Source organism: Peribacillus sp. SRI_006 (assembly GCF_057586375.1).
Genome location: NZ_JBYCZT010000014.1, coordinates 124,679 through 144,108 on the forward strand (window position 1 = coordinate 124,679; position 19,430 = coordinate 144,108).

The 19,430-nt window shown below is 39.6% G+C and carries 19 protein-coding genes, 2 pseudogenes and 1 riboswitch; of the genes and pseudogenes, 19 read left to right on the forward strand and 2 right to left on the reverse strand.

Annotated features, from left to right (window positions below; all coding sequences use genetic code 11):
• Window positions 1-55: 55 nt before the first annotated feature.
• Complete coding sequence (gene dsdA / locus AC2YHV_RS20415) at window positions 56-1,387, forward strand: D-serine ammonia-lyase (RefSeq protein ID WP_487373978.1); 1,332 nt, start codon at window positions 56-58, stop codon at window positions 1,385-1,387.
• A 433-nt stretch (window positions 1,388-1,820) separates the two neighbouring features.
• Here dsdA and AC2YHV_RS20420 read toward each other — a convergent pair.
• Both AC2YHV_RS20420 and pdxR read right to left on the reverse strand, forming a co-directional pair.
• Window positions 1,821-2,045 (reverse strand): annotated as a pseudogene (locus AC2YHV_RS20420) (transposase); the annotation flags it as partial.
• Between the two features lie 209 nt (window positions 2,046-2,254).
• A complete protein-coding gene (gene pdxR / locus AC2YHV_RS20425) occupies window positions 2,255-3,649 on the reverse strand; it encodes a MocR-like pyridoxine biosynthesis transcription factor PdxR (protein WP_063576141.1) in 1,395 nt (464 codons plus the stop codon).
• 135 nt (window positions 3,650-3,784) lie between these two features.
• Here pdxR and pdxS point away from each other — a divergent pair, with 135 nt between their 5' ends.
• From pdxS to AC2YHV_RS20515, 18 genes and pseudogenes are all read left to right on the forward strand, one after another.
• Complete coding sequence (gene pdxS / locus AC2YHV_RS20430) at window positions 3,785-4,672, forward strand: pyridoxal 5'-phosphate synthase lyase subunit PdxS (protein WP_034306956.1); 888 nt, start codon at window positions 3,785-3,787, stop codon at window positions 4,670-4,672.
• 1 nt (window position 4,673) lies between these two features.
• Complete coding sequence (pdxT, locus tag AC2YHV_RS20435) at window positions 4,674-5,273, forward strand: pyridoxal 5'-phosphate synthase glutaminase subunit PdxT (RefSeq protein WP_063576142.1); 600 nt, start codon at window positions 4,674-4,676, stop codon at window positions 5,271-5,273.
• Window positions 5,274-5,417: 144 nt separating this feature from the next.
• Window positions 5,418-6,051, forward strand: a pseudogene (locus AC2YHV_RS20440) (SDR family NAD(P)-dependent oxidoreductase).
• A 284-nt stretch (window positions 6,052-6,335) separates the two neighbouring features.
• Complete coding sequence (locus AC2YHV_RS20445; protein WP_034306949.1) at window positions 6,336-6,923, forward strand: TetR/AcrR family transcriptional regulator; 588 nt, start codon at window positions 6,336-6,338, stop codon at window positions 6,921-6,923.
• Between the two features lie 187 nt (window positions 6,924-7,110).
• Window positions 7,111-7,644, forward strand: a complete 534-nt coding sequence (ssuE, locus tag AC2YHV_RS20450; protein WP_348965193.1) for an NADPH-dependent FMN reductase — start codon at window positions 7,111-7,113, stop codon at window positions 7,642-7,644.
• 279 nt (window positions 7,645-7,923) lie between these two features.
• Window positions 7,924-8,032: riboswitch (SAM riboswitch) on the forward strand.
• A 156-nt stretch (window positions 8,033-8,188) separates the two neighbouring features.
• Window positions 8,189-8,332, forward strand: coding sequence for a YezD family protein (locus AC2YHV_RS20455; protein ID WP_082609336.1), 144 nt, complete (start codon window positions 8,189-8,191; stop codon window positions 8,330-8,332).
• Between the two features lie 169 nt (window positions 8,333-8,501).
• Window positions 8,502-9,218 carry a phosphoadenylyl-sulfate reductase gene (locus AC2YHV_RS20460; RefSeq protein WP_098864584.1) on the forward strand — a complete coding sequence of 239 codons (717 nt, stop codon included), beginning with the start codon at window positions 8,502-8,504 and terminating at the stop codon, window positions 9,216-9,218.
• A gap of 52 nt (window positions 9,219-9,270) precedes the next feature.
• The gene (gene sat, locus AC2YHV_RS20465; RefSeq protein ID WP_057277555.1) at window positions 9,271-10,419 is read left to right on the forward strand and encodes a sulfate adenylyltransferase; all 1,149 of its coding nucleotides are present in this window, start codon (window positions 9,271-9,273) and stop codon (window positions 10,417-10,419) included.
• A gap of 43 nt (window positions 10,420-10,462) precedes the next feature.
• Window positions 10,463-11,062 carry an adenylyl-sulfate kinase gene (gene cysC / locus AC2YHV_RS20470; protein ID WP_048680807.1) on the forward strand — a complete coding sequence of 200 codons (600 nt, stop codon included), beginning with the start codon at window positions 10,463-10,465 and terminating at the stop codon, window positions 11,060-11,062.
• A 16-nt stretch (window positions 11,063-11,078) separates the two neighbouring features.
• Window positions 11,079-12,704, forward strand: a complete 1,626-nt coding sequence (locus AC2YHV_RS20475) for a nitrite/sulfite reductase (protein WP_487373951.1) — start codon at window positions 11,079-11,081, stop codon at window positions 12,702-12,704.
• Window positions 12,705-12,724: 20 nt separating this feature from the next.
• Complete coding sequence (locus tag AC2YHV_RS20480) at window positions 12,725-12,940, forward strand: DUF3906 family protein (protein ID WP_057277557.1); 216 nt, start codon at window positions 12,725-12,727, stop codon at window positions 12,938-12,940.
• Between the two features lie 19 nt (window positions 12,941-12,959).
• Window positions 12,960-13,736, forward strand: a complete 777-nt coding sequence (cobA, locus tag AC2YHV_RS20485) for a uroporphyrinogen-III C-methyltransferase (RefSeq protein ID WP_487373952.1) — start codon at window positions 12,960-12,962, stop codon at window positions 13,734-13,736.
• The gene (locus tag AC2YHV_RS20490) at window positions 13,736-14,497 is read left to right on the forward strand and encodes a sirohydrochlorin chelatase (RefSeq protein ID WP_487373953.1); all 762 of its coding nucleotides are present in this window, start codon (window positions 13,736-13,738) and stop codon (window positions 14,495-14,497) included. Before cobA ends, AC2YHV_RS20490 begins: the two co-directional genes overlap by 1 nt.
• Entirely contained in the window at window positions 14,478-15,110 is a 633-nt protein-coding gene (locus AC2YHV_RS20495; RefSeq protein WP_487373954.1) for an NAD(P)-binding protein, read from the forward strand. The genes AC2YHV_RS20490 and AC2YHV_RS20495 overlap by 20 nt, the downstream gene beginning before the upstream one ends.
• A gap of 152 nt (window positions 15,111-15,262) precedes the next feature.
• The gene (locus AC2YHV_RS20500; protein WP_057277561.1) at window positions 15,263-16,162 is read left to right on the forward strand and encodes a sulfite exporter TauE/SafE family protein; all 900 of its coding nucleotides are present in this window, start codon (window positions 15,263-15,265) and stop codon (window positions 16,160-16,162) included.
• Window positions 16,163-17,114: 952 nt separating this feature from the next.
• On the forward strand, window positions 17,115-17,633 hold the full coding sequence (locus AC2YHV_RS20505) for a mismatch-specific DNA-glycosylase (RefSeq protein WP_487373955.1): 519 nt from the start codon (window positions 17,115-17,117) through the stop codon (window positions 17,631-17,633).
• A gap of 312 nt (window positions 17,634-17,945) precedes the next feature.
• Window positions 17,946-18,095 (forward strand): hypothetical protein, encoded by a 150-nt coding sequence (locus AC2YHV_RS20510; RefSeq protein ID WP_487373956.1) that lies wholly within the window; start codon window positions 17,946-17,948, stop codon window positions 18,093-18,095.
• Window positions 18,096-18,389: 294 nt separating this feature from the next.
• Window positions 18,390-19,403, forward strand: a complete 1,014-nt coding sequence (locus AC2YHV_RS20515) for a glycoside hydrolase family 15 protein (RefSeq protein WP_034306927.1) — start codon at window positions 18,390-18,392, stop codon at window positions 19,401-19,403.
• Window positions 19,404-19,430: the final 27 nt, after the last annotated feature.

Genomic DNA, 19,430 nt, shown 5'->3' on the forward strand with positions numbered 1-19,430 from the left:
TGTTGAGTTATAGTAGATGATGAATACTACATTTGGGGGAGGGACTGCTGAGGAGATGCATAAAATCGCAGGATTATCGATTAACGAATGGAAAGCGAAAGATCCTATACTTAATAATGTGATAAAGATGAATGAAGTCTTCTGGAAGAATCCAGATTACGGTAACAAACAAGAAAATCCAATCGTCCAAGCTGAACAAGTTAAATCGGCTGAAGAAAGATTAAATAGATTTGCCAATTATATAATTAAAGCATTTCCAGAAACTGAACCAATGGAGGGGATCATTGAATCACCTCTAGTAGAGATTCCTTTCATGCAAAAAAACTTGGAAAAATCCTATGGAACTAAAATTGCGGGAAAACTTTTGCTGAAATGTGACAGTCATTTACCTATATCAGGTTCAATCAAGGCACGCGGAGGTATTTATGAGGTCTTAAAACGTGCTGAGGAAATAGCAATGAAGCATGGCGGTTTAAAGCGGACTGATAATTATGGAATACTTGCGAGTGATGAATATAAGGAGCTTTTTTCAAAATATTCGATTGCTGTCGGTTCAACCGGCAATTTAGGAATGAGTATTGGAATAATAAGCGCGAAGCTGGGATTTAAAGTAACGGTCCATATGTCTGCAGATGCCAAACAGTGGAAAAAGGATAAATTAACTAGTCTGGGTGTCATTGTAAAGGAATATGATGATGATTATAGTAAAGCTGTAGAAGAAGGCCGTAAAGAAGCATCACTTAATCCCGATTGCCACTTTATTGATGATGAAAATTCCATGGATCTGCTGCTAGGTTATGCGACAGCTGCAACGCGACTGAAGAAACAATTGAAAGATATGTCGATTGCCGTAGATGAAGATCATCCTTTGTTTGTGTACTTACCATGCGGTGTCGGCGGCGGGCCAGGCGGCATAACATATGGGCTCAATTTAGCCTTTGAAGATGATGTACATTGTTTTTTTGCAGAGCCGACACATTCACCATGCATGACGCTCGGATTGATGACAGGACTTCATGACAAAGTTTCGGTTCAGGACTTTGGCATCGATAATAAGACGGAAGCGGATGGTCTTGCAGTAGGAAGGCCTTCAGCATTGGTTTCCAGTATGATGACGACCATGTTAAGCGGGAGCTATACTATAGAGGATAGAAGGTTATTCGAACTACTCAAGGAAATGGCAGAGACCGAAGGCCATTATTTAGAGCCATCTGCCCTAGCAGGAGCATTTGGTCCGATACAACTTTTGTCAGCTAAAGAAGGAAGGGAATATCTTATGGATCAAAAACTGCTGGATAAAATGAACCAGTCGACGCATGTCATCTGGGCTACCGGAGGGAGCATGGTACCAAAAGATATGATGGAACTGTATTTATCTAAAAGTTAAAAAAATCCACAAGAGTGAAATTTTCAGAATGCAGGCAAACTCGTAGAAAAATGAGTTTGCCTGCATTATTTTTATTTGAAAAACCTCTCAGTTGTTTTCAGACGAAGCCGTTTTTCGTCCAAACCGCACTTTATTTGACCGACAACGAATTATTCGAACCCCGGAGCATAAATTTTGCGGTCCGGATGATGATTCCGTTCCCTTAAGGTCGGCGTCCTGCTAAATACTCCTCACCGCAAGCTTCAAGCAGTGGCTGGGCTCCAGACATTCAATCCGAATTTCATCACAAAGAAAAGTCTTGTATTAAAATCAGGGTAATCATCCCGATACAATCGTGAGAGGGAATCAGGATGAGACCATTCCGAACCTCTTTTGACATTTTCATTGAAATATCTCTTAAAGTTAAGAAATTGGGGCTCTATGAGCCACTATGTTATGCCTCTTTTGGACCTAGCCATGTCCAATTGGCCATATTCTTTAAATTAATGGCAGAGAAAGTAAGCATCGCTTGCATCGGCAACTTTTTAAGTCCCCTTAAATCAGTCTTACTCATATCATGCTTCTTTTGCATCTACGAATACACACTCAATCGTTTATTTATGTTTCGCATATATAGGTTTTAGATCTAAAAATGACGCAGATGATCTGCATCTTCCACGATATGCTTGTCAGAAATGCCGTGCCACTACTAAAAGCGCGTCTAGGGGAGACCCCTCAGGTAAAAGCCGAGGGCCGACCGCCGGCGGAAAGCAAGTGCCTGAAGTGGAAATCGACGTTCAATATGTAAAAGCTAAAAAAACTGTAGACAAACTCGAGCGAAAGTTTGTCTACAGTTCGTGAAGTTCATGACAGTGAACTTCTTTATATTTATAACCCCCATGAGTTCAATAAAAGGTGAATGGCTTTTTCCAATTCGGATTCAGGAATCCCTGCAAAGCCCAATATAATTTTTGGAGGATGTTCGTCAATTTTCTCGATTGAATATGTTGATAATCCATAAATTTTAATATGGTCTTCGTTTGCCTTTTGAATAAGTGTCTGTTCATCCATGCCGTTCTTGACGATGAGGACGATATGCAATCCTGATCGCTCTCCAATGATTTTTATTTGTTGATGGGGTTTAAATAGATCAATCACTTTATCCAACTTCCGACGGTACACTTTCCTCATCCGATTTAAATGCTTTTCAAAATCCCCTTCCTTCATGAACTGTGTCAACACGTGCTGATCAATCCGTGAAACGGTTGAATGGTAAAAAGACAATTCCTGTTGATGCATTTGTAACAATGGAGCGGGAAGAACCATATAACTGATCCGAATTGATGGCATCAATGATTTTGAAAATGACCCTAAATATATCACCTTATCACCAGCATCCATACTTTGTAAGGAAGGAATTGTTTTTCCACTATAACGAAATTCACTATCATAATCGTCTTCGATAATATAACGGTTTGCTGCCCCTTGAGCCCAGTTCAACAATCGCGTCCGTCTGTTAACGGATAGGATTGTCCCATTGGGGAAGTGATGTGAGGGAGTGACATACACAACGTCGATGTTTGAATCTTCAATTTGGTTCACCTTTACGCCTTCTTCATCAATTTGCAGTGGATGGACTTCATTTGGGTAGCTGCGTAAAATCCGATGAATCAAGTGATACCCGGGATCTTCAACACCATAGATGGCATTTTTATCGAATAGAAGGACAAGCTGCTGCAATAAAATTTCCATTCCTGCACCAATGATGATCTGTTCTGGGACACATTGAACACCACGTGCATGATACAAATAATGGGCAATTTCACATCGTAATTCATATTCCCCTTGAGAATCCCCAAGTAAAAGAAGATCTTGATGTGATTCATCGATTTTGCTTTTCATGTATTTTCTCCATTTTTCAAATGGGAAATGTTCCGTGTCAATTTGGCTGGGATGAAAATGATATAGCAATTCCCCTTGTTTATGATTGATTTGTTCCACTGATACTTGGTTAGTTTGTGTATACTCTAAATCCTCGAAAGTTTGAATATAGTACCCTTTTCTTGGTATGACTTCAACGTATCCTTCAGCAGTCAATTGTTCATATGCAGTCTCCACGGTATTTTGACTTATTTGAAGGAACTCTGCCAATTTCCTCTTGGAAGGTAGTTTTGTGCCGTAAAGAAGACGGCCTTCAATGATTTCTTTTTTAATATATGAATATAATTGTTCGTACAAAGGTACTTCACTTAACCGATTTAAATCGCAAGAAAGCATATTCATTTTGTTGCCACCTTTTTGATAAATTTTTACTGACCTCATTAAACTTATTAAAACTGACACTTTCAATGTGGTCAACTCTTTTTTATACTAAGCCTAACAAATCTAAAAAATGAAAATATTAGGGGGAAGAAAAAAATGGAAAAATTATTAGGAACTGACACAGTAAAAAGAGGAATGGCACAAATGCAAAAGGGTGGCGTAATCATGGACGTCATTAACGCAGAACAAGCAAAAATCGCAGAAGCATCTGGTGCGGTCGCTGTAATGGCATTGGAAAGGGTACCTTCCGACATCCGTGCGGCTGGCGGCGTAGCAAGAATGGCAGATCCGCGAATTGTCGAGGAAGTAATGAATGCAGTCTCAATCCCGGTCATGGCTAAAGCAAGGATTGGCCATATCGTTGAATCAAGAGTCCTGGAATCCATGGGAGTGGATTATATCGATGAAAGTGAAGTGCTGACTCCTGCAGATGAAGAATACCATATTCTAAAAAGTGATTTCACAGTACCTTTCGTTTGTGGCTGCCGTGATTTAGGCGAAGCTGCGCGCCGTATTGGTGAAGGAGCATCCATGCTTCGTACAAAAGGAGAACCAGGAACAGGTAATATTGTGGAAGCTGTGCGTCATATGAGAAAGGTACAGTCACAAATTCGCAAAGTTAGCATCATGAGTGATGATGAATTAATGACAGAGGCAAAAAATCTTGGAGCCCCATTTGAAATTTTAAGAGAAATCAAACGCACAGGTAAATTGCCTGTAGTTAACTTTGCAGCGGGCGGAATTGCCACTCCAGCAGATGCTGCATTGATGATGGAATTGGGAGCAGATGGCGTTTTCGTTGGGTCTGGTATTTTTAAATCTGAAACTCCAGAAAAATTCGCATCCGCAATCGTTCAAGCGACTACATATTTCACCGATTATGAATTGATTGGCAAGTTGTCAAAAGAATTGGGCAGTGCAATGAAGGGCATTGATATTTCCAAACTAGCTCCGGCAGAACGGATGCAGGAACGTGGATGGTAATATGATAACGATCGGTGTTTTGGGATTACAGGGAGCGGTTGAAGAACACTTGAACCAAATCAAAGCTGCCGGCGAACAAGCGATTATAGTAAAAAAACCGGAACAGTTGCGGGAAATCGATGGCTTGATCATTCCAGGCGGAGAAAGCACGACGATGAGGAAGCTAATGGATCGTTATGGATTTATGGAACCGATCAAAACTTTCTTCGAAGATAAAAAACCAATTTTCGGTACATGTGCTGGGATGGTATTGGCGGCAAATGAATTGACTGGCGATGAGGTGGCCTATCTCGGACTAATGGACATTTCCGTGAAAAGGAACGGATTTGGACGTCAACGGGAAAGTTTCGAGGCTGACCTATCCATCAAAGGAATGGAAGCCCCATATAAGGCAGTATTCATCCGGGCGCCATTTGCTGATGAAGTTGGAGAAGGTGTAGAAGTATTGGCTGTTTATGAAGAGAATGTAGTGGCTGCGAGACAAGACCATGTCCTCGTAAGTGCATTTCATCCAGAATTGACAGGTGATGATCGCTTCCTTCAACTTTTCATTGAAATGGTGAAGACATCCGTAAGTAAGGCCGAATTGAAAACCTGCTAAACAAATGAAGCTGTCCTATTAATAGGACAGCTTTACTTTTGAAAGCTCAAAACTCTATAAAAATACATATTGCTTGAATTTACTATTCTTTACTTTTATAATAAAAAGTAAGTGTTTACTTACTTATTTGGAAGGGGAATGTATATGACAGCAAGAGTTGCAGTTATCACAGGGGGAGCAAGCGGTTTATGCCGAGCCACATGCCTGAAATTTGCAGCAAAAGGGGACAAGGTTTGTTGCGGATTTTAATGAAGAAATGGGTCGGGAAACCGTTGATCAGATAACAGCTAATGGTGGAGTGGCGATTTATGTTAAAACGGATGTTTCTAAGTAGGAAGATGTTGAATCGTTAATCAATAAAGCAGTGGAAACATACGGAAGGCTCGATATCATGTTTAATAATGCCGGCATTGGTGCGGACGGTATGATCCTAGACCAAGATATGGAAGGTTACTACAAAACGATTGGGGTGAACCAGTACGGAGTGGCCATTGGAATCATGGCAGCAGGACGGAAAATGAAGGAACTGGGTAACAAGGGAGTCATTATAAATACCGCTTCCGTGTTTGGCTACTTAGCTTCCCATGGGACTTTTGCCTATCAGGCGACTAAAGGCGCTGTAAGAATGATGACACAGACAGCAGCTTTGGAATTGGGTGCTCATGGCATACGTGTTGTGGGCATTGCGCCGGGCGGGGTCGGCACTCCTATCATACAAGGTTATCCGCTTCCTCTAACGATAATAGATAGACGGCATTTGCAATGGCTTCTGGCTTAATCAATTCACCGCGCATTTGACTTGCATTCAATTTATCGATGATTCCCATGTCTTTATGCGATCAATGGAAGTGTAGTCATGGTCGATGATGGCTATGCATCTTTTAAGTGATTTTCATAAATAGAAAACATCGTCCCAACCAGATGATGTTTTCTATTTATGATATATGGGAATATTGAATTCTAATAGATCAAAGGTAATATTGACCGATTGATACCAGCGATATATCATGGGAAATAGATGGGTGAAACCGGTCTTATCTTTATAAAAGAAGGTTGATATTTTTGAAAAAAGGGCAGCAAACCAAAGAACGAATCATAAATGTAGCCCGGACTCTTTTTGCCACTAAAGGTTTTGACATGACAAGAACGAATGAAATTGCCTCTGCATGCAATGTTTCCGAAGCTACTATTTACAAATACTTTGACAGCAAAAAAGATTTGCTTTTGGCTACAATTACCCCTAATGAAAAAGAGGAATCTGAAGATGGGACTAGCCATCTATCCACGGATGATCTAGTGGAGAATCATGTTACTACCATGATAAAAAAAATTCTTGAAAATAAAGAACAGTTTTCGATATTATTTAGGGAAACACAATTCGATCAAGATATTTCAAAGCAATATGTAGATCAGATTTTCAAGCCAAATGCCAGGCATATTGAAATACAGAAGAGAATAGATAGCGGAGAGATACAATATATCTCTGATATTATTTTATTTAATGTAGGAATCATTTCTTTCACATTGGCTTTATCTACACATTATGAGATCCATCAACAAAAAAAGGAGCCATATTTTACTTCTGAACGAATTAAGAGCATTGCTCAACTTTTGGTATATGGTATTCATGGGAAACAAAATCATACATAATGAAACGGTCATATTTAAGGGCATGAGCATCAAGCCGTAAATATGACCGTTTCTTTTTTCATTAAGAGTAGAAGTCCAGAGTGTAAGATTTGACTTATATTTTTCAGACAATTACGATAAATGTATACTTCACGAAATGCTTTAAGAAAATTATATCTGGAAATCTTGTAACATTGGAGGGTATCAAATGAGCGATATCGTAATTTTATCAGGAAGTCCGGCTATTCCATCAAGAACGGACATTTCACTAAAACATATTCAATCATTAGTCGAAAATGCAGGATTTACTACAGCTTATTTCTCGATTACGGATTTCTCAGCAGATGATTTATTCCAAGGGAAATATAATAGCGAGGATATCTCAAAGCTTTCAGAGCGAATTCAAGCAGCCAGAGGAGTCATTATAGGTTCACCGGTTTATAAGGCTTCTTATACAGGTGTATTGAAAGCATTGATTGATTTGCTGCCAGAAGGTGCTCTTAAGGGTAAGCCGGTGTTGCCAATCATGATTGGTGGAAGTAACAGGCATCTATTGGCGATTGACTATGCGCTTAAACCATTAATTTCAATATTAAAAGGCGAGCCGCTGCAGGGGATTTATTTTGTTGATAAGGAAATAGATAAACAGAATCCAGAAAATCCGATCAATGATTTGCATTTAATTGATCGCGTCCAGAGTCAGGTTCAAGAATTTGTAGAAGCGATACAGTTAAGAAATTAATGACTTCAATAAATTAATTCCTTCTATAAAAAGACTGGAACCTTAGAAATTTTTTTAGAATAACACGCGTCAATAATAGGCCTATTAATGAAAATAGACTCATTTTTTTGGAGATTTTATCTAAAAAGACGAGTCTATTTTCGTATTTATATGAACATAAAATCATAAATTGAATAGTGTGTATAAAAATAACAGTTCATCCATAATATTAAACCAAGTTATTTTATAAGAAAACTCCATTGACAAGGATTAAATATATGTTAATATTTAAAATAATAAAACTTATCCAGAGCGACGGAGGGAATTGGCCCTTTGAAGTCCGGCAACCTGCATGATGGATGCAAGGTGCTAACTCCAACAAAATGTTGATCATTTTGGAAGATAAGGTAAAGATATTTACCTTGCGATCTTTCCATCATGGAAAGATTTTTGTTTTTTGTGAAAATTTTAGGCAGACCATAACAATGTAAGGTTGTATGGAATTATATAAATCTAAAAAATTTAAAATAAAATATTCGCGGGTTTTCTTAAAGGAGGAACTGGTTTGAATAAAGAGAATCAGCTTGAAGAAATTTTTGAACGACTTCAAGAAATGCTTAATTCAATGAAATATGGATCCATTACACTTATTGTCCAGGATGGTAAAATCATTCAAATGGAGAGAAATGAAAAACTAAGAATTAAATAAGGTATCTGCTGACTAGAAAAACTAGAGGCGGGTTTAACTGATATAAAGAGAGTATTGGTTAGATTCGTCTCTTTTTCCTAGATTCAAATAACCCGGGGAAGATTACAACGGGAATTGATCAACAGTTACTCTAACCTGATACAGCAAGTTTTTAGAGGGGGCTACAAAGTTGGCTGCATTAATAAACTATGAAAATTTCAATACAGGGGACTTCCCTGTATTTCCTCAAGACACTGAGACAAAAGGTGCTTTGGAAGTACTGCAATGGGCGAATGACCATTATGGAGACAAACTGATTTATGCTTGCAGTTTTGGTATTGAAGGCATCGTGCTTACGGATTTATTGGCGAAGGTCAATCCTTCGGCAAAAATAGTTTTCCTAGATACAGATGTTCATTTTGAGGAAACTTACCAATTGATCGAGGAAGTGAAGAAGCGATATCCGAAGCTTTTGATCGAAATGAAGAAACCTGACTTGACGCTTGAGGAACAAGCGGCGGAATATGGCGATGAATTATGGCTTAGTGATTCCAATAAGTGCTGTAACATCCGTAAAATTGTTCCGCTTACAGATGTGCTTTCATCGGCAACAGCCTGGCTTTCGGGACTGCGGAGGGAGCAATCCGAAACAAGAGCTAAGACCGAGTATATCAATAAGGATAATAAGTTCAAATCAGTTAAAATATGCCCGCTCATACATTGGACATGGAAAGATGTTTGGCGCTATGCCCACAAAAATGGACTTCCATATAATGTCCTGCATGATAATGGATATCCGAGTATTGGATGTAAAACGTGTACTGCACCTGCCTTCAATGCAGATGATTTACGCTCAGGCCGTTGGCAAGGGGCTCAAAAAACGGAATGCGGATTGCATTTATCTTAAATAAATAGAAATTATAGGCATAAATAAATAGAAACCATAGGGGGAAATTAGCATGACAATCAGTTTACCGCACGGAGGAACATTAATCGATCTTTGGGAACCAAAATATGATTTTAGTAAAATAACGAAGTCAATCGAAATCGATGAAATTGCTTTAAGCGATCTTGAATTGATAGGGACGGGTGCCTACAGCCCGATTAAAGGATTCTTTACAAAAAGTGACTATGAGACAGTGGTAAAGGATATGAGGCTAAGCAGCGGACATGTATGGAGCATCCCGATTACGCTGCCTTTGACCGAAGAAACTGCAGGAAGCCTTACTATAGGTGAAGAAGTAACATTAACCCATGATGGTGAAACATACGGGGTTCTCTCCGTTTCTGATATTTACACTCCAGATAAGCAATTGGAAGCGACATTGGTATATCAAACAGCTGATGAGAAGCATCCTGGAGTAAAAAACTTATATAACCGCGGGGATGTATATGTCGGCGGGGAAATAAAGTTGATCAAGAGAATAGAGCGTCCGCTATTTCAAGCTCATTATTTGGACCCAGTCGAGACAAGGAAGGCTTTCGCTGAAAAAGGATGGGAAACGGTTGTCGGTTTCCAAACGAGGAACCCTGTTCACCGTGCACATGAATATATTCAAAAGACAGCATTGGAGATCGTCGACGGTTTATTCTTAAATCCTCTCGTCGGTGCCACTAAATCAGATGACATTCCGGCAGATGTAAGAATGGAAAGCTATAAAGTTCTGCTTGACAAATATTATCCGAAGGATCGCGTCTCCCTTGCAGTTTTCCCTGCTGCCATGCGTTATGCAGGACCTAGAGAAGCCATTTTCCATGCGATGGTCCGTAAAAATTATGGTTGCACCCATTTTATCGTCGGACGTGATCATGCGGGTGTGGGCGATTATTATGGCACATACGATGCCCAAAAAATCTTCGGGAACTTTAACGCAGATGAGTTAGGAATCACGCTATTATTCTTTGAACATAGTTTTTACTGTAAAGCATGTGGCAATATGGCTTCCGCTAAAACTTGTCCGCATGGCAAGGAAGACCATGTCATCCTGTCTGGAACGAAGGTAAGGGAAATGTTGCGTAATGGAGAAATTCCTCCAGCTACCTTTAGCCGTAAGGAAGTCATCGAGGTGTTGATAGAAGGTCTAAAAAAAAATGAAGTTTATAACTGATTGGACATAAATGGAAGGGTCACATGAAGAGGGGGATTATCAAATGAGTAAAAGTACGAATGTCACATGGCATGAGACGTCATTGACCAAGGAGCACCGACGGAAGCAGAACGGGCATGAAAGCACGGTTCTATGGTTTACAGGACTATCGGGTTCCGGAAAATCAACGATTGCAAACGCGGTCGCTAAAGAATTATACAATCGGAATATTCGAAGTTATGTTTTGGATGGTGATAATATCCGTCATGGCTTAAATAAAGATTTAGGTTTTTCTGAAGAAGATAGAACCGAGAATATTAGGCGGATCGGTGAGGTTTCCAAGTTATTCGTGGACAGTGGGCAGTTCGTATTGACCGCTTTCATATCACCTTTCAGGGCAGATCGGCAGATTGTACGTGATTTACTCGAAGAAGGGGAGTTTATTGAAGTATACATAAAGTGTCCGATTGAAGAGTGCGAAGTGCGTGATCCAAAAGGGCTTTATGACAAGGCCCGTAAAGGCATCATTAAAGATTTTACCGGAATCGACTCTCCATACGAAGAACCTGAACAACCGGAAATCATTTTAGAATCCGACCAATACAGCATTGAAGAGTGCGTTGAACAGGTAATCGGTTATTTAACAGCAAAGAAAGCGATTTAATCAAGGAGGAAAAGTAATGGTTTACGAGAAATTTTGGTCGGAAAATCCACTAATCGCTAAAAATAAAACGGAAATCTGGAAATTGGAAAAAGACGGCTTGAAGATATTTGATGATATTCCACATTACGCAGCAAATGGGTTTGATTCCATCCCTAAAGAGAAATGGGATATGTTCAAGTGGGCAGGTTTATACCTGCAACGGCCAAAAGAAGCTGGTTATTGGATGATGCGAGTCGTTATTCCCGGAGGTATCCTGACTTATGATCAACAAATAACTCTAGCTAACATCGCTAAAGATTACGGGAGGGACGTATATGACATTACAACCCGTCAAGCCATTCAATTCCATTGGCTGACCATTGAACAGGTCCCGGATATATTGAATCGTTTAGAAAAGGTTGGAATGACTACGGCTGGAGCTTGTGGTGATATAACCCGTAATATCATCGGTAATGCATTGGCAGGCATCGATCCTGATGAACTATTTGATACACGCGAGGTACTATATGATGTATTTGAGTATTTCCGCCTTAATGAAGACTATTCGAACCTTCCGAGGAAATATAAAATGTCCATAAGTGCCAATATCCATAATGCTTCAAATGCTGAAATCAACTGTGTTTCATTCAATCCAGCTACTAAAGTAATTAATGGAATAACGGAAGTCGGTTTTCACGTAAAAGTAGGGGGTGGGCTTTCCTCCGTTCCGATGCTGGCAGAAGAACTTGACTTATTCATATTACCTGAAAAAACTGTGGAAGTGGCTGCCGCCATCACGACGATATTCCGTGACTTTGGGTACCGTGAAAAGCGTCATCGCTCACGTTTGAAATTCCTTGTCGCTGACTGGGGTCCTGAACAATTCAAGGAAAAATTGCTGGAATACACCGGTCCGCTTCCTGAAAAGGGAGAAAGTGCGGTGAAGGGATGGAATGCAGGGTATTTCTACGGCATCCATAAACAAAAGCAAGATGGTCTGAACTATGTTGGCGTCAATATACCAGTTGGTCGTCTAAACCCAGACGAAGTGATCGAGTTTGCCGAACTTGCAAAAAAATATGGAAATGGTGAAATCCGCAACTGTAATTCTCAAAATCTAATCATTCCTAATGTGCCGGATGCAAAACTTGAGGAATTAAAGCAGGAATCCATCTTCGAAAGATTTCCATATAAACCAAAGAAATTCATTGGGTACTCCGTTTCGTGTACAGGCATCGAGTATTGCAACCTGGCTCTAGTTGAAACGAAAAACCGAATGAGGACCATTTCTGAATCACTGGACAAGGAAATAGATCTCGATGTGCCTGTAAGGATGCATATGGTCGGCTGTCCGAATAATTGCGGTCAAAGAGCCATCGCCGAAATAGGGCTGCAAGGCATAAAAATGAAAAATCAGGATAAAAAGATGGTCGAGGCTTTTGAGATATACGTTGGAGGAACGCTGAATGAGGGCGGGAAGTTCAATGAAAAGCTTAAAGGAAAAGTGGAAGCTGAAAAGCTCCATCATGTTTTGAAAGAAATGATCCTATTTTTCAAAGAAACTAAACTTCTTTCCGAAACCTTTCTCGACTTTGTGGAAAGGGTAGGGGTAGACGAATTACAAAGTAAACTAGATGATATATTAGCGGAAGTGGCCGTTTAATAGGGGAAGGTAAGCATTCCATGAATCTATACCGTTTTGAAGTCACTATCAAGGAAAAACCAATTCATGTCATCATTGTTGCCGATTCAGATGAAAAGGCGTTTGATCTTGTTGATATCGAGCTGGAAAAGCATTATTTGAAAACGCCTGAAGTGGATGACATCTCATTATATGAAAAAAGGAAAATTAAAAATGGAGCAGGTTTCGTTTTATCGGAATTCGAAACAATTCTCTAAGGGAAGGCAGGATGCAAAAATGGGGAAAGTATATCTAGTAGGAGCCGGTCCCGGAGATCCAGATTTAATTACATTAAAAGGATTAAAATGCATCCAAGAAGCTGATGTCATTTTATATGATCGACTTGTCAATAAAGAACTTTTGAATCATGCAAAAGACGGTGTCGAGCTGATTAATTGCGGTAAACTGCCGGATTATCATTTGTTGCAGCAGGATACCATCAATCGGTTCCTCGTTAAATATGCAAAAAAGGGAAAAATAGTCACCCGTTTGAAAGGCGGCGATCCATTCGTCTTTGGGAGAGGCGGTGAGGAAGCGGAAGCCCTTGCCAAAAGTGGCGTGAGCTTTGAAATCGTACCAGGAATTACAGCTGGAATCGCTGCTACAGCCTATGCGGGAATTCCAGTTACACATAGGGACCATGCTTCATCATTTGCAATTGTTACCGGTCATCGAAAAAAAGATGAAGAGGATAATATCAAGTGGGAATCCCTTGCAAAAGGAATCGATACATTAGCCATTTATATGGGTGTTAAAAACCTGCCATATATTCAAGGAAAACTTTTGGAACATGGAAAAAGCCCAGAGACTCCGGTAGCCCTTATTCATTGGGGTACATTAACAACGCAAAAAACAGCTGTCAGTACGTTGGCTAAAGTAGTGGAAACCGTCAAAAACGAACAAATTTCGAATCCTTGCATGATAGTCGTGGGGGATGTCGTTAATTTACGGGAAAAAATCAAATGGTTTGAAGGAAAACAAACCGAAAATTTGTTGGCGAATGAGGCCTTTTAATGGAAGCCATTTTATATATTTGCCATGGCAGCCGTGTTAAAGAAGCTTCAGCCCAAGCCATTGATTTTATTAAAGTTTGTATGCAAGCACAGCCATATTCCATTCAAGAGTATTGCTTCTTGGAATTGGAAACTCCTACGATTGAAGAGGCCTACGAACGATGCGTCCAAAAAGGTGCGACGAGCATATTGGCCATTCCAGTTCTATTGCTGACAGCTGTACATGCAAAACATGATATTCCAGTCATATTGAATAAAATGAAAGAACGGTACCCCGCTGTTGGCTTGAAATACGGAAGGCCGATTGGTGTCAGCGAGAAAATGGTTGACATTTTAGTGGAACGGTTGGAGGAAACAAATGTAAGTGTTACAGAGGATTCCTTGGTTTTATTGGTTGGAAGGGGCAGCAGTGACCCCGACGTGAAAAGGGATTTATCTCGATTGGCCGTTTTGCTAAGGAACAGGTTTCCAAAAATCCGGGTGCAAGAGTGTTATTTGACAGCTGCCACACCAAGCTTTGGAGAAGCGTTAGAATTTGCAGTGGAATCTCCATCAAACCAAGTATTTATCATTCCTTACTTATTGTTTACAGGTCTCTTAATGCAGTCGATTGAAAATAGTATAAAAAAGATCCAAAAAAAGGGGAAGCAAAGAATCATACTTTGCCGATATTTAGGTTATCACCCAAAGATTGAACAAGCAATATCAGAACGAATTCATGAAGTGAGTGGGGAGGGAGCCTATGTATCCAATTACGCTTAATATCGAGAACAGAAAGTGTGTCATAATCGGCGGTGGTAAAATAGCTTACTTTAAAGCGGGCCCCTTATTGGAAGCTGGTGCTGAAGTTACCGTCGTAAGCCCCGAAATATGCACAGGTTTTCAAGTGTTGGAGAAAGAAGGTAAGATTCGGGTCTTACTTAAAGAAGTGGAAGAAACTGACTATAATGATGCATTTTTAATCATTGTTGCTACCAATTCTACTGAAGTAAATGAACGAGTTTACGAGAATGCATCCGAAAGTCAGTTGGTTAACGTAATCAGCAATCATGAGTTGGGTAATTTTCATATACCGGCCACATTGAATAGAGGCATGCTTTCCATAAGTGTTTCTACCAATGGAGCAAGTCCAACGCTCGCAAAAAAAATACGGAATGACCTAGGTAAAGTATATGATGAATCATATGAAGAATATCTTGAATTCCTTTTTGAAGCAAGAATGATTATAAAGAGTGGGGCATTTTCAAAAGAAGAAAAATCTAAATTATTGAAAGATTCAATAGAGGATATTTATAAATATTCCTTAAAAGAAAGATATCGTTTTTTAGCTAGGCTTTTACCAGTAGAAGCTGAAGAAAATATATCATTGGGCTGATCAGAAAAACTGAAGGCACCTAACCAACATGTCATTTCATTTTGGTTAGGTGCCTCTTTGTGCCTTAAAGGAAATCTAAATGATGTATACAGGCAAACGGTACCATCGGGTCGATGATATAGGTTCTATTTTAGTGAAAAAAGGGGAATGTCATGAAAAAGTTAATCGTTTTGGCCTTTATCGGGTTTTTAGCCCAATTAATCGATGGTTCGCTTGGAATGGGGTATGGAGTGAGTTCCACTTCCTTATTGTTGACATTCGGGATTGCCCCTGCAGTAGCATCAGCATCCGTTCATTTATCGGAAGTAGTGACCACAGCAGTATCCGGAGCCTCACATATAAAGTTTGGGAACGTTGATAAAAATATGGTCTATCGCTTGATCATTCCAGGTTCTGTTGGTGCATTTGTAGGTGCATGTTTCCTGAGTAACCTGCCAGCCGAATTAGCAAAACCGTATATTGCCATATTTTTATTTGGTCTTGGTGTATACGTTTTATTCCGCTTTTTATTTATTTTTAAACCGTCAAAGGAAAATGAAACCGTAAAGCCATTGACAGCAAAACAATCCATTCCGTTAGGCCTTTTTGCAGGCTTTTGTGATGCAACAGGCGGAGGCGGTTGGGGACCCATTGCAACACCCGTTTTATTGTCAAAAAAAGGCATGACGGCGAGAAAAGCTGTAGGAACTGTAGATACGAGCGAATTTGCCATTGCTTTCTTTGGAAGTCTTGGCTTTATCATTTCTCTTGGATGGGAAGCTGTCAATTGGCTTTGGGTCGTAGCGTTGATAATTGGAGGAGTGGTTGCCGCACCAATTGCAGCCTGGCTCGTCAGGATGCTTCCTGCTCAATTAATGGGTGTTTTAGTGGGCGGTTTCATTATCTTAATCAATGTAAGAACATTATTAGCTACATGGATTCCGATTGAAGCCCATATATACATCTATACTGGCATCGTGATAATATGGTTTTCTGGAATTCTCCTTACCATCAATAAAATGGCCAATGCGAGAAAAGATGATCATATCGAACACCGCCAGAATGTTTCCTGATTTCCGAGTTTGAAAGAAGCGAATGTACACAAGTTGCAAATTCCGATGCGTAAATAAACTCGTAGGTATGTATGTGCCTACGAGTAAAGTCGTTTGCCAAATGGAATTGCGACTATAAAGTTGCTGCGGTTTTAATAAAGGATCTTGATCTTATTTAATAGATTCATTACCATTTTTAAGGGTTCCTAAAAATTGAGAGACTTATCACTCCAATGTATAAGAATTCATAGTACCCCTTACTAAAGTAAGCCATCGGAGAGATTTGAATGATTTTAGAACAGAAGCAGAAGCAATAATTTATAGCTCCTACTGTTCAAATGAGTGATTTACACTTTCACATAATATAATAGGAGGAACTATTTCTTTTACTCTATCGAATTTAAATCCCTGCCTGTTTGGATATCAGAATTTGATTGATGGAGGCTAATTCAGCGTCCAAAAATTCCAGTGATTTCCACCAGGAATAACAGGTCTTTCGCTTGTCTTGGTTCCCCCATTAGCCCTCCCCATGCCTACAATTGGTCTTCAATTCACTACTAGTAAATGAATGGGCAAATTGAATGCACTCAGCCATATTCTTAATGTCCTTTAGCTTTCTGTCATTTCCGACGATGAGTACATGAAAAAAAGTCGCGGATATCCTTTAATTTAAATCCCTGCAAGCTTTGAAAAGCATGCAGGTTTTTGCTTTATGCCGGGACATCGGAAAAATCGGTTATCAATTTATTCCTTGGAAAAAAATCTTTACCTCCACTATGGTATCCTATTCATATCAAATGTCTGGCAGTGTGTCCAGTGAAGGAGAACATAATGTTTTAGGAGAAATAGGTCTTCTAAATACAATTTGTCAGGTATGCACCCATACTATGGAGCCGTCACCGTTCAAAAGGTAGTTAAATATTTTTCAGTTTTGTACAATGATTAAATAGCAAATTTGAAAAGGAGTTTTAATATGGAAGGCATCTCTGATCATTTAAAGGGAAATTTGGATATTTTGTTCGTAGGTTTCAATCCAAGCATTCGTTCAGGGGAGACTGGTCATCATTATGCGAATCCAAATAATCGCTTTTGGAAAATCCTCTTCGAGTCCGGGCTGACACCAAGGAAATATGAACCGACTGAAGACTCGTCATTGCTGGATTTAGGTTATGGTTTTACCAATATCGTTTCCAGGCCTACAAAAGGAGCGGACGATATCACTAAAGAAGAGTACATAAAAGGAAGGAAACAATTAAAAAGGAAAATAAAAAAGTATAAACCTAAACTTGTCTGTTTTGTAGGAAAGGGTGTCTATCAGGAATATCGTCAATTACGAAAAATCTCATGGGGGCTGCAAGAAGAAACCACATCCAATGAGACCATGGAATTCGTTGCCCCTTCTTCCAGCGGTTTAGTTAGAATGCCGATAAATGAGATCATCGAAATATATAGTGAGTTGCCCATTCTGCTTCGCCAGCTGAAAAGCAATTGAAGAAACTTATTAAAACAACGGTGAAATTATACGAGTCAGGATAATGCTAAAATGGAAAAGCGGTGGCTTTTCCGAGGTCAATGATGGTGAATTATTGCCAAGGAGTAAAGAATTGTATACCTATTTTATGGGATACCTAAGTATCGGTTTTGCTAACAGGCTCGTTCATACCTAGAATCGGTCTTTTGGCGTTGCTTAGTAATAATGCGCAGATTCCTGAATGGGGCATCGATTGGCTAAAGCATGAGCAAGTAGCCTTAATGGCGGCGCTTTTTGCATATAGAACAGGTCTTTTCACTTTAGGATAATGGGTTGGATTTGGCCGAATCTTTTTACAGCTTTCCTGGCTGCCGTTTTTACGAGAAGACGATTGGCTACGGTTATGATTGGCTTGCTTTCCTTGATGAAATTACTGAATTTCTTTTAATGATTACTAAACATTTTAATGATAGGCCGATATAACCAGTAATGGATTGCCATTACTGGTTTTTCATTTCCCAAGAACATATTTCATAAACCGCACCTTTTTGAGTTCGTTCATTACGGTTAGGCAAATGACGTTTTTTAATGAACATTGGAAGCTTGATTATCAAAATGGCCAGTGATTACATAAACTAGGGTGAATGTACTTCTGAATGGTCGTTTTGGTTAGCAGAAATGAAAGCGCTTCTAATTGAAAATGAAACAACCAACGTTTAGAAAACGGGAGTCTGTCTACAATGGGAATAAGCAAATAACTATGGAGGTGTTCAATTGATGAATGTTAATGGTGCCCTAGAGGTTCTTGATCGCATGCGGCTTCCTAATGGTGCATATACTGCAAGCGTTTCCGATGATTATAATTATGTCTGGATAAGGGATGTCGTTTATACAGTAATACCTTTTATAAATGATCCGTCCAATCGTTACGAAAAAGCATATCATGCTTTATTCGACTTATTTCAAACCTATGAGTGGAAGATAGATATTCATACGGTGCAGAAACCCCAGTTTCTATTTGAACATATCCATGCAAGGTATTCCACTGAGCTAAAAGAACTGCCCGATGAGTGGGGGCATGCCCAAAATGATGCGGTAGGTGCCTTTTTATGGGGTGTCGGTGAAGGATATAGGCATGGTAAAAAGGTGATAAGAAACCAACGTGATTTAGAAATTGTCCAAAAGCTGGTCAATTACTTGGAATGCCTGCAATATTGGCAGTCGGAAGATAACGGGATGTGGGAAGAAAATATAGAAATCCACGCTTCAAGCATAGGTGCATGTGTTGCTGGATTGAATTCAGTCAAAATGCTGGTAAACGTCAAGGAAGAACTGATTAAAAAGGGAGAAGAAACTCTTCGTTTCCTGCTTCCAAGGGAAAGTTATTCAAAAGAGACGGATTTAGCCCTTTTATCGTTGATTTATCCGTATCGGCTGGTAGACCGTGAAATAGCACTTGAAATATTGAAGAATGTCACAGAAAGACTAGAAAGAACAAATGGTTGCATTAGATATGAGAAGGACCTTTATTATAATGACGGTCAAGAAGCGGAATGGTGTTTCGGGCTTCCATGGTTGGGCTTATGCTACCTTGAACTTGGCATGATGAACAAAGTCAATGAATATATAGATAAAACAAAAATGATCATTCCGGAAAATTGGGAAGTTCCTGAGTTATATATTGGAGGCAGTAATATACCAAACGGGAATACTCCTTTGGCATGGTCAGTCTCATTATCCTATTTATTCTTGACGAAGACTTCCATGATTCGAACTGAACAAATAACATGAAGCATTCATACTGGATACCTTAAAGCT

Bases quoted from the DNA above. Each gene is read 5' to 3' on its own strand.
- dsdA (WP_487373978.1), top strand. From the start codon at position 56: ATGCATAAAATCGCAGGATTATCGATTAACGAATGGAAAGCGAAAGAT.
- pdxR (WP_063576141.1), bottom strand. From the start codon at position 3,649: ATGAATATGCTTTCTTGCGATTTAAATCGGTTAAGTGAAGTACCTTTG.
- pdxS (WP_034306956.1), top strand. From the start codon at position 3,785: ATGGAAAAATTATTAGGAACTGACACAGTAAAAAGAGGAATGGCACAA.
- pdxT (WP_063576142.1), top strand. From the start codon at position 4,674: ATGATAACGATCGGTGTTTTGGGATTACAGGGAGCGGTTGAAGAACAC.
- ssuE (WP_348965193.1), top strand. From the start codon at position 7,111: ATGAGCGATATCGTAATTTTATCAGGAAGTCCGGCTATTCCATCAAGA.
- sat (WP_057277555.1), top strand. From the start codon at position 9,271: ATGACAATCAGTTTACCGCACGGAGGAACATTAATCGATCTTTGGGAA.
- cysC (WP_048680807.1), top strand. From the start codon at position 10,463: ATGAGTAAAAGTACGAATGTCACATGGCATGAGACGTCATTGACCAAG.
- AC2YHV_RS20475 (WP_487373951.1), top strand. From the start codon at position 11,079: ATGGTTTACGAGAAATTTTGGTCGGAAAATCCACTAATCGCTAAAAAT.
- AC2YHV_RS20480 (WP_057277557.1), top strand. From the start codon at position 12,725: ATGAATCTATACCGTTTTGAAGTCACTATCAAGGAAAAACCAATTCAT.
- cobA (WP_487373952.1), top strand. From the start codon at position 12,960: ATGGGGAAAGTATATCTAGTAGGAGCCGGTCCCGGAGATCCAGATTTA.
- AC2YHV_RS20490 (WP_487373953.1), top strand. From the start codon at position 13,736: ATGGAAGCCATTTTATATATTTGCCATGGCAGCCGTGTTAAAGAAGCT.
- AC2YHV_RS20495 (WP_487373954.1), top strand. From the start codon at position 14,478: ATGTATCCAATTACGCTTAATATCGAGAACAGAAAGTGTGTCATAATC.
- AC2YHV_RS20500 (WP_057277561.1), top strand. From the start codon at position 15,263: ATGAAAAAGTTAATCGTTTTGGCCTTTATCGGGTTTTTAGCCCAATTA.
- AC2YHV_RS20505 (WP_487373955.1), top strand. From the start codon at position 17,115: ATGGAAGGCATCTCTGATCATTTAAAGGGAAATTTGGATATTTTGTTC.
- AC2YHV_RS20515 (WP_034306927.1), top strand. From the start codon at position 18,390: ATGAATGTTAATGGTGCCCTAGAGGTTCTTGATCGCATGCGGCTTCCT.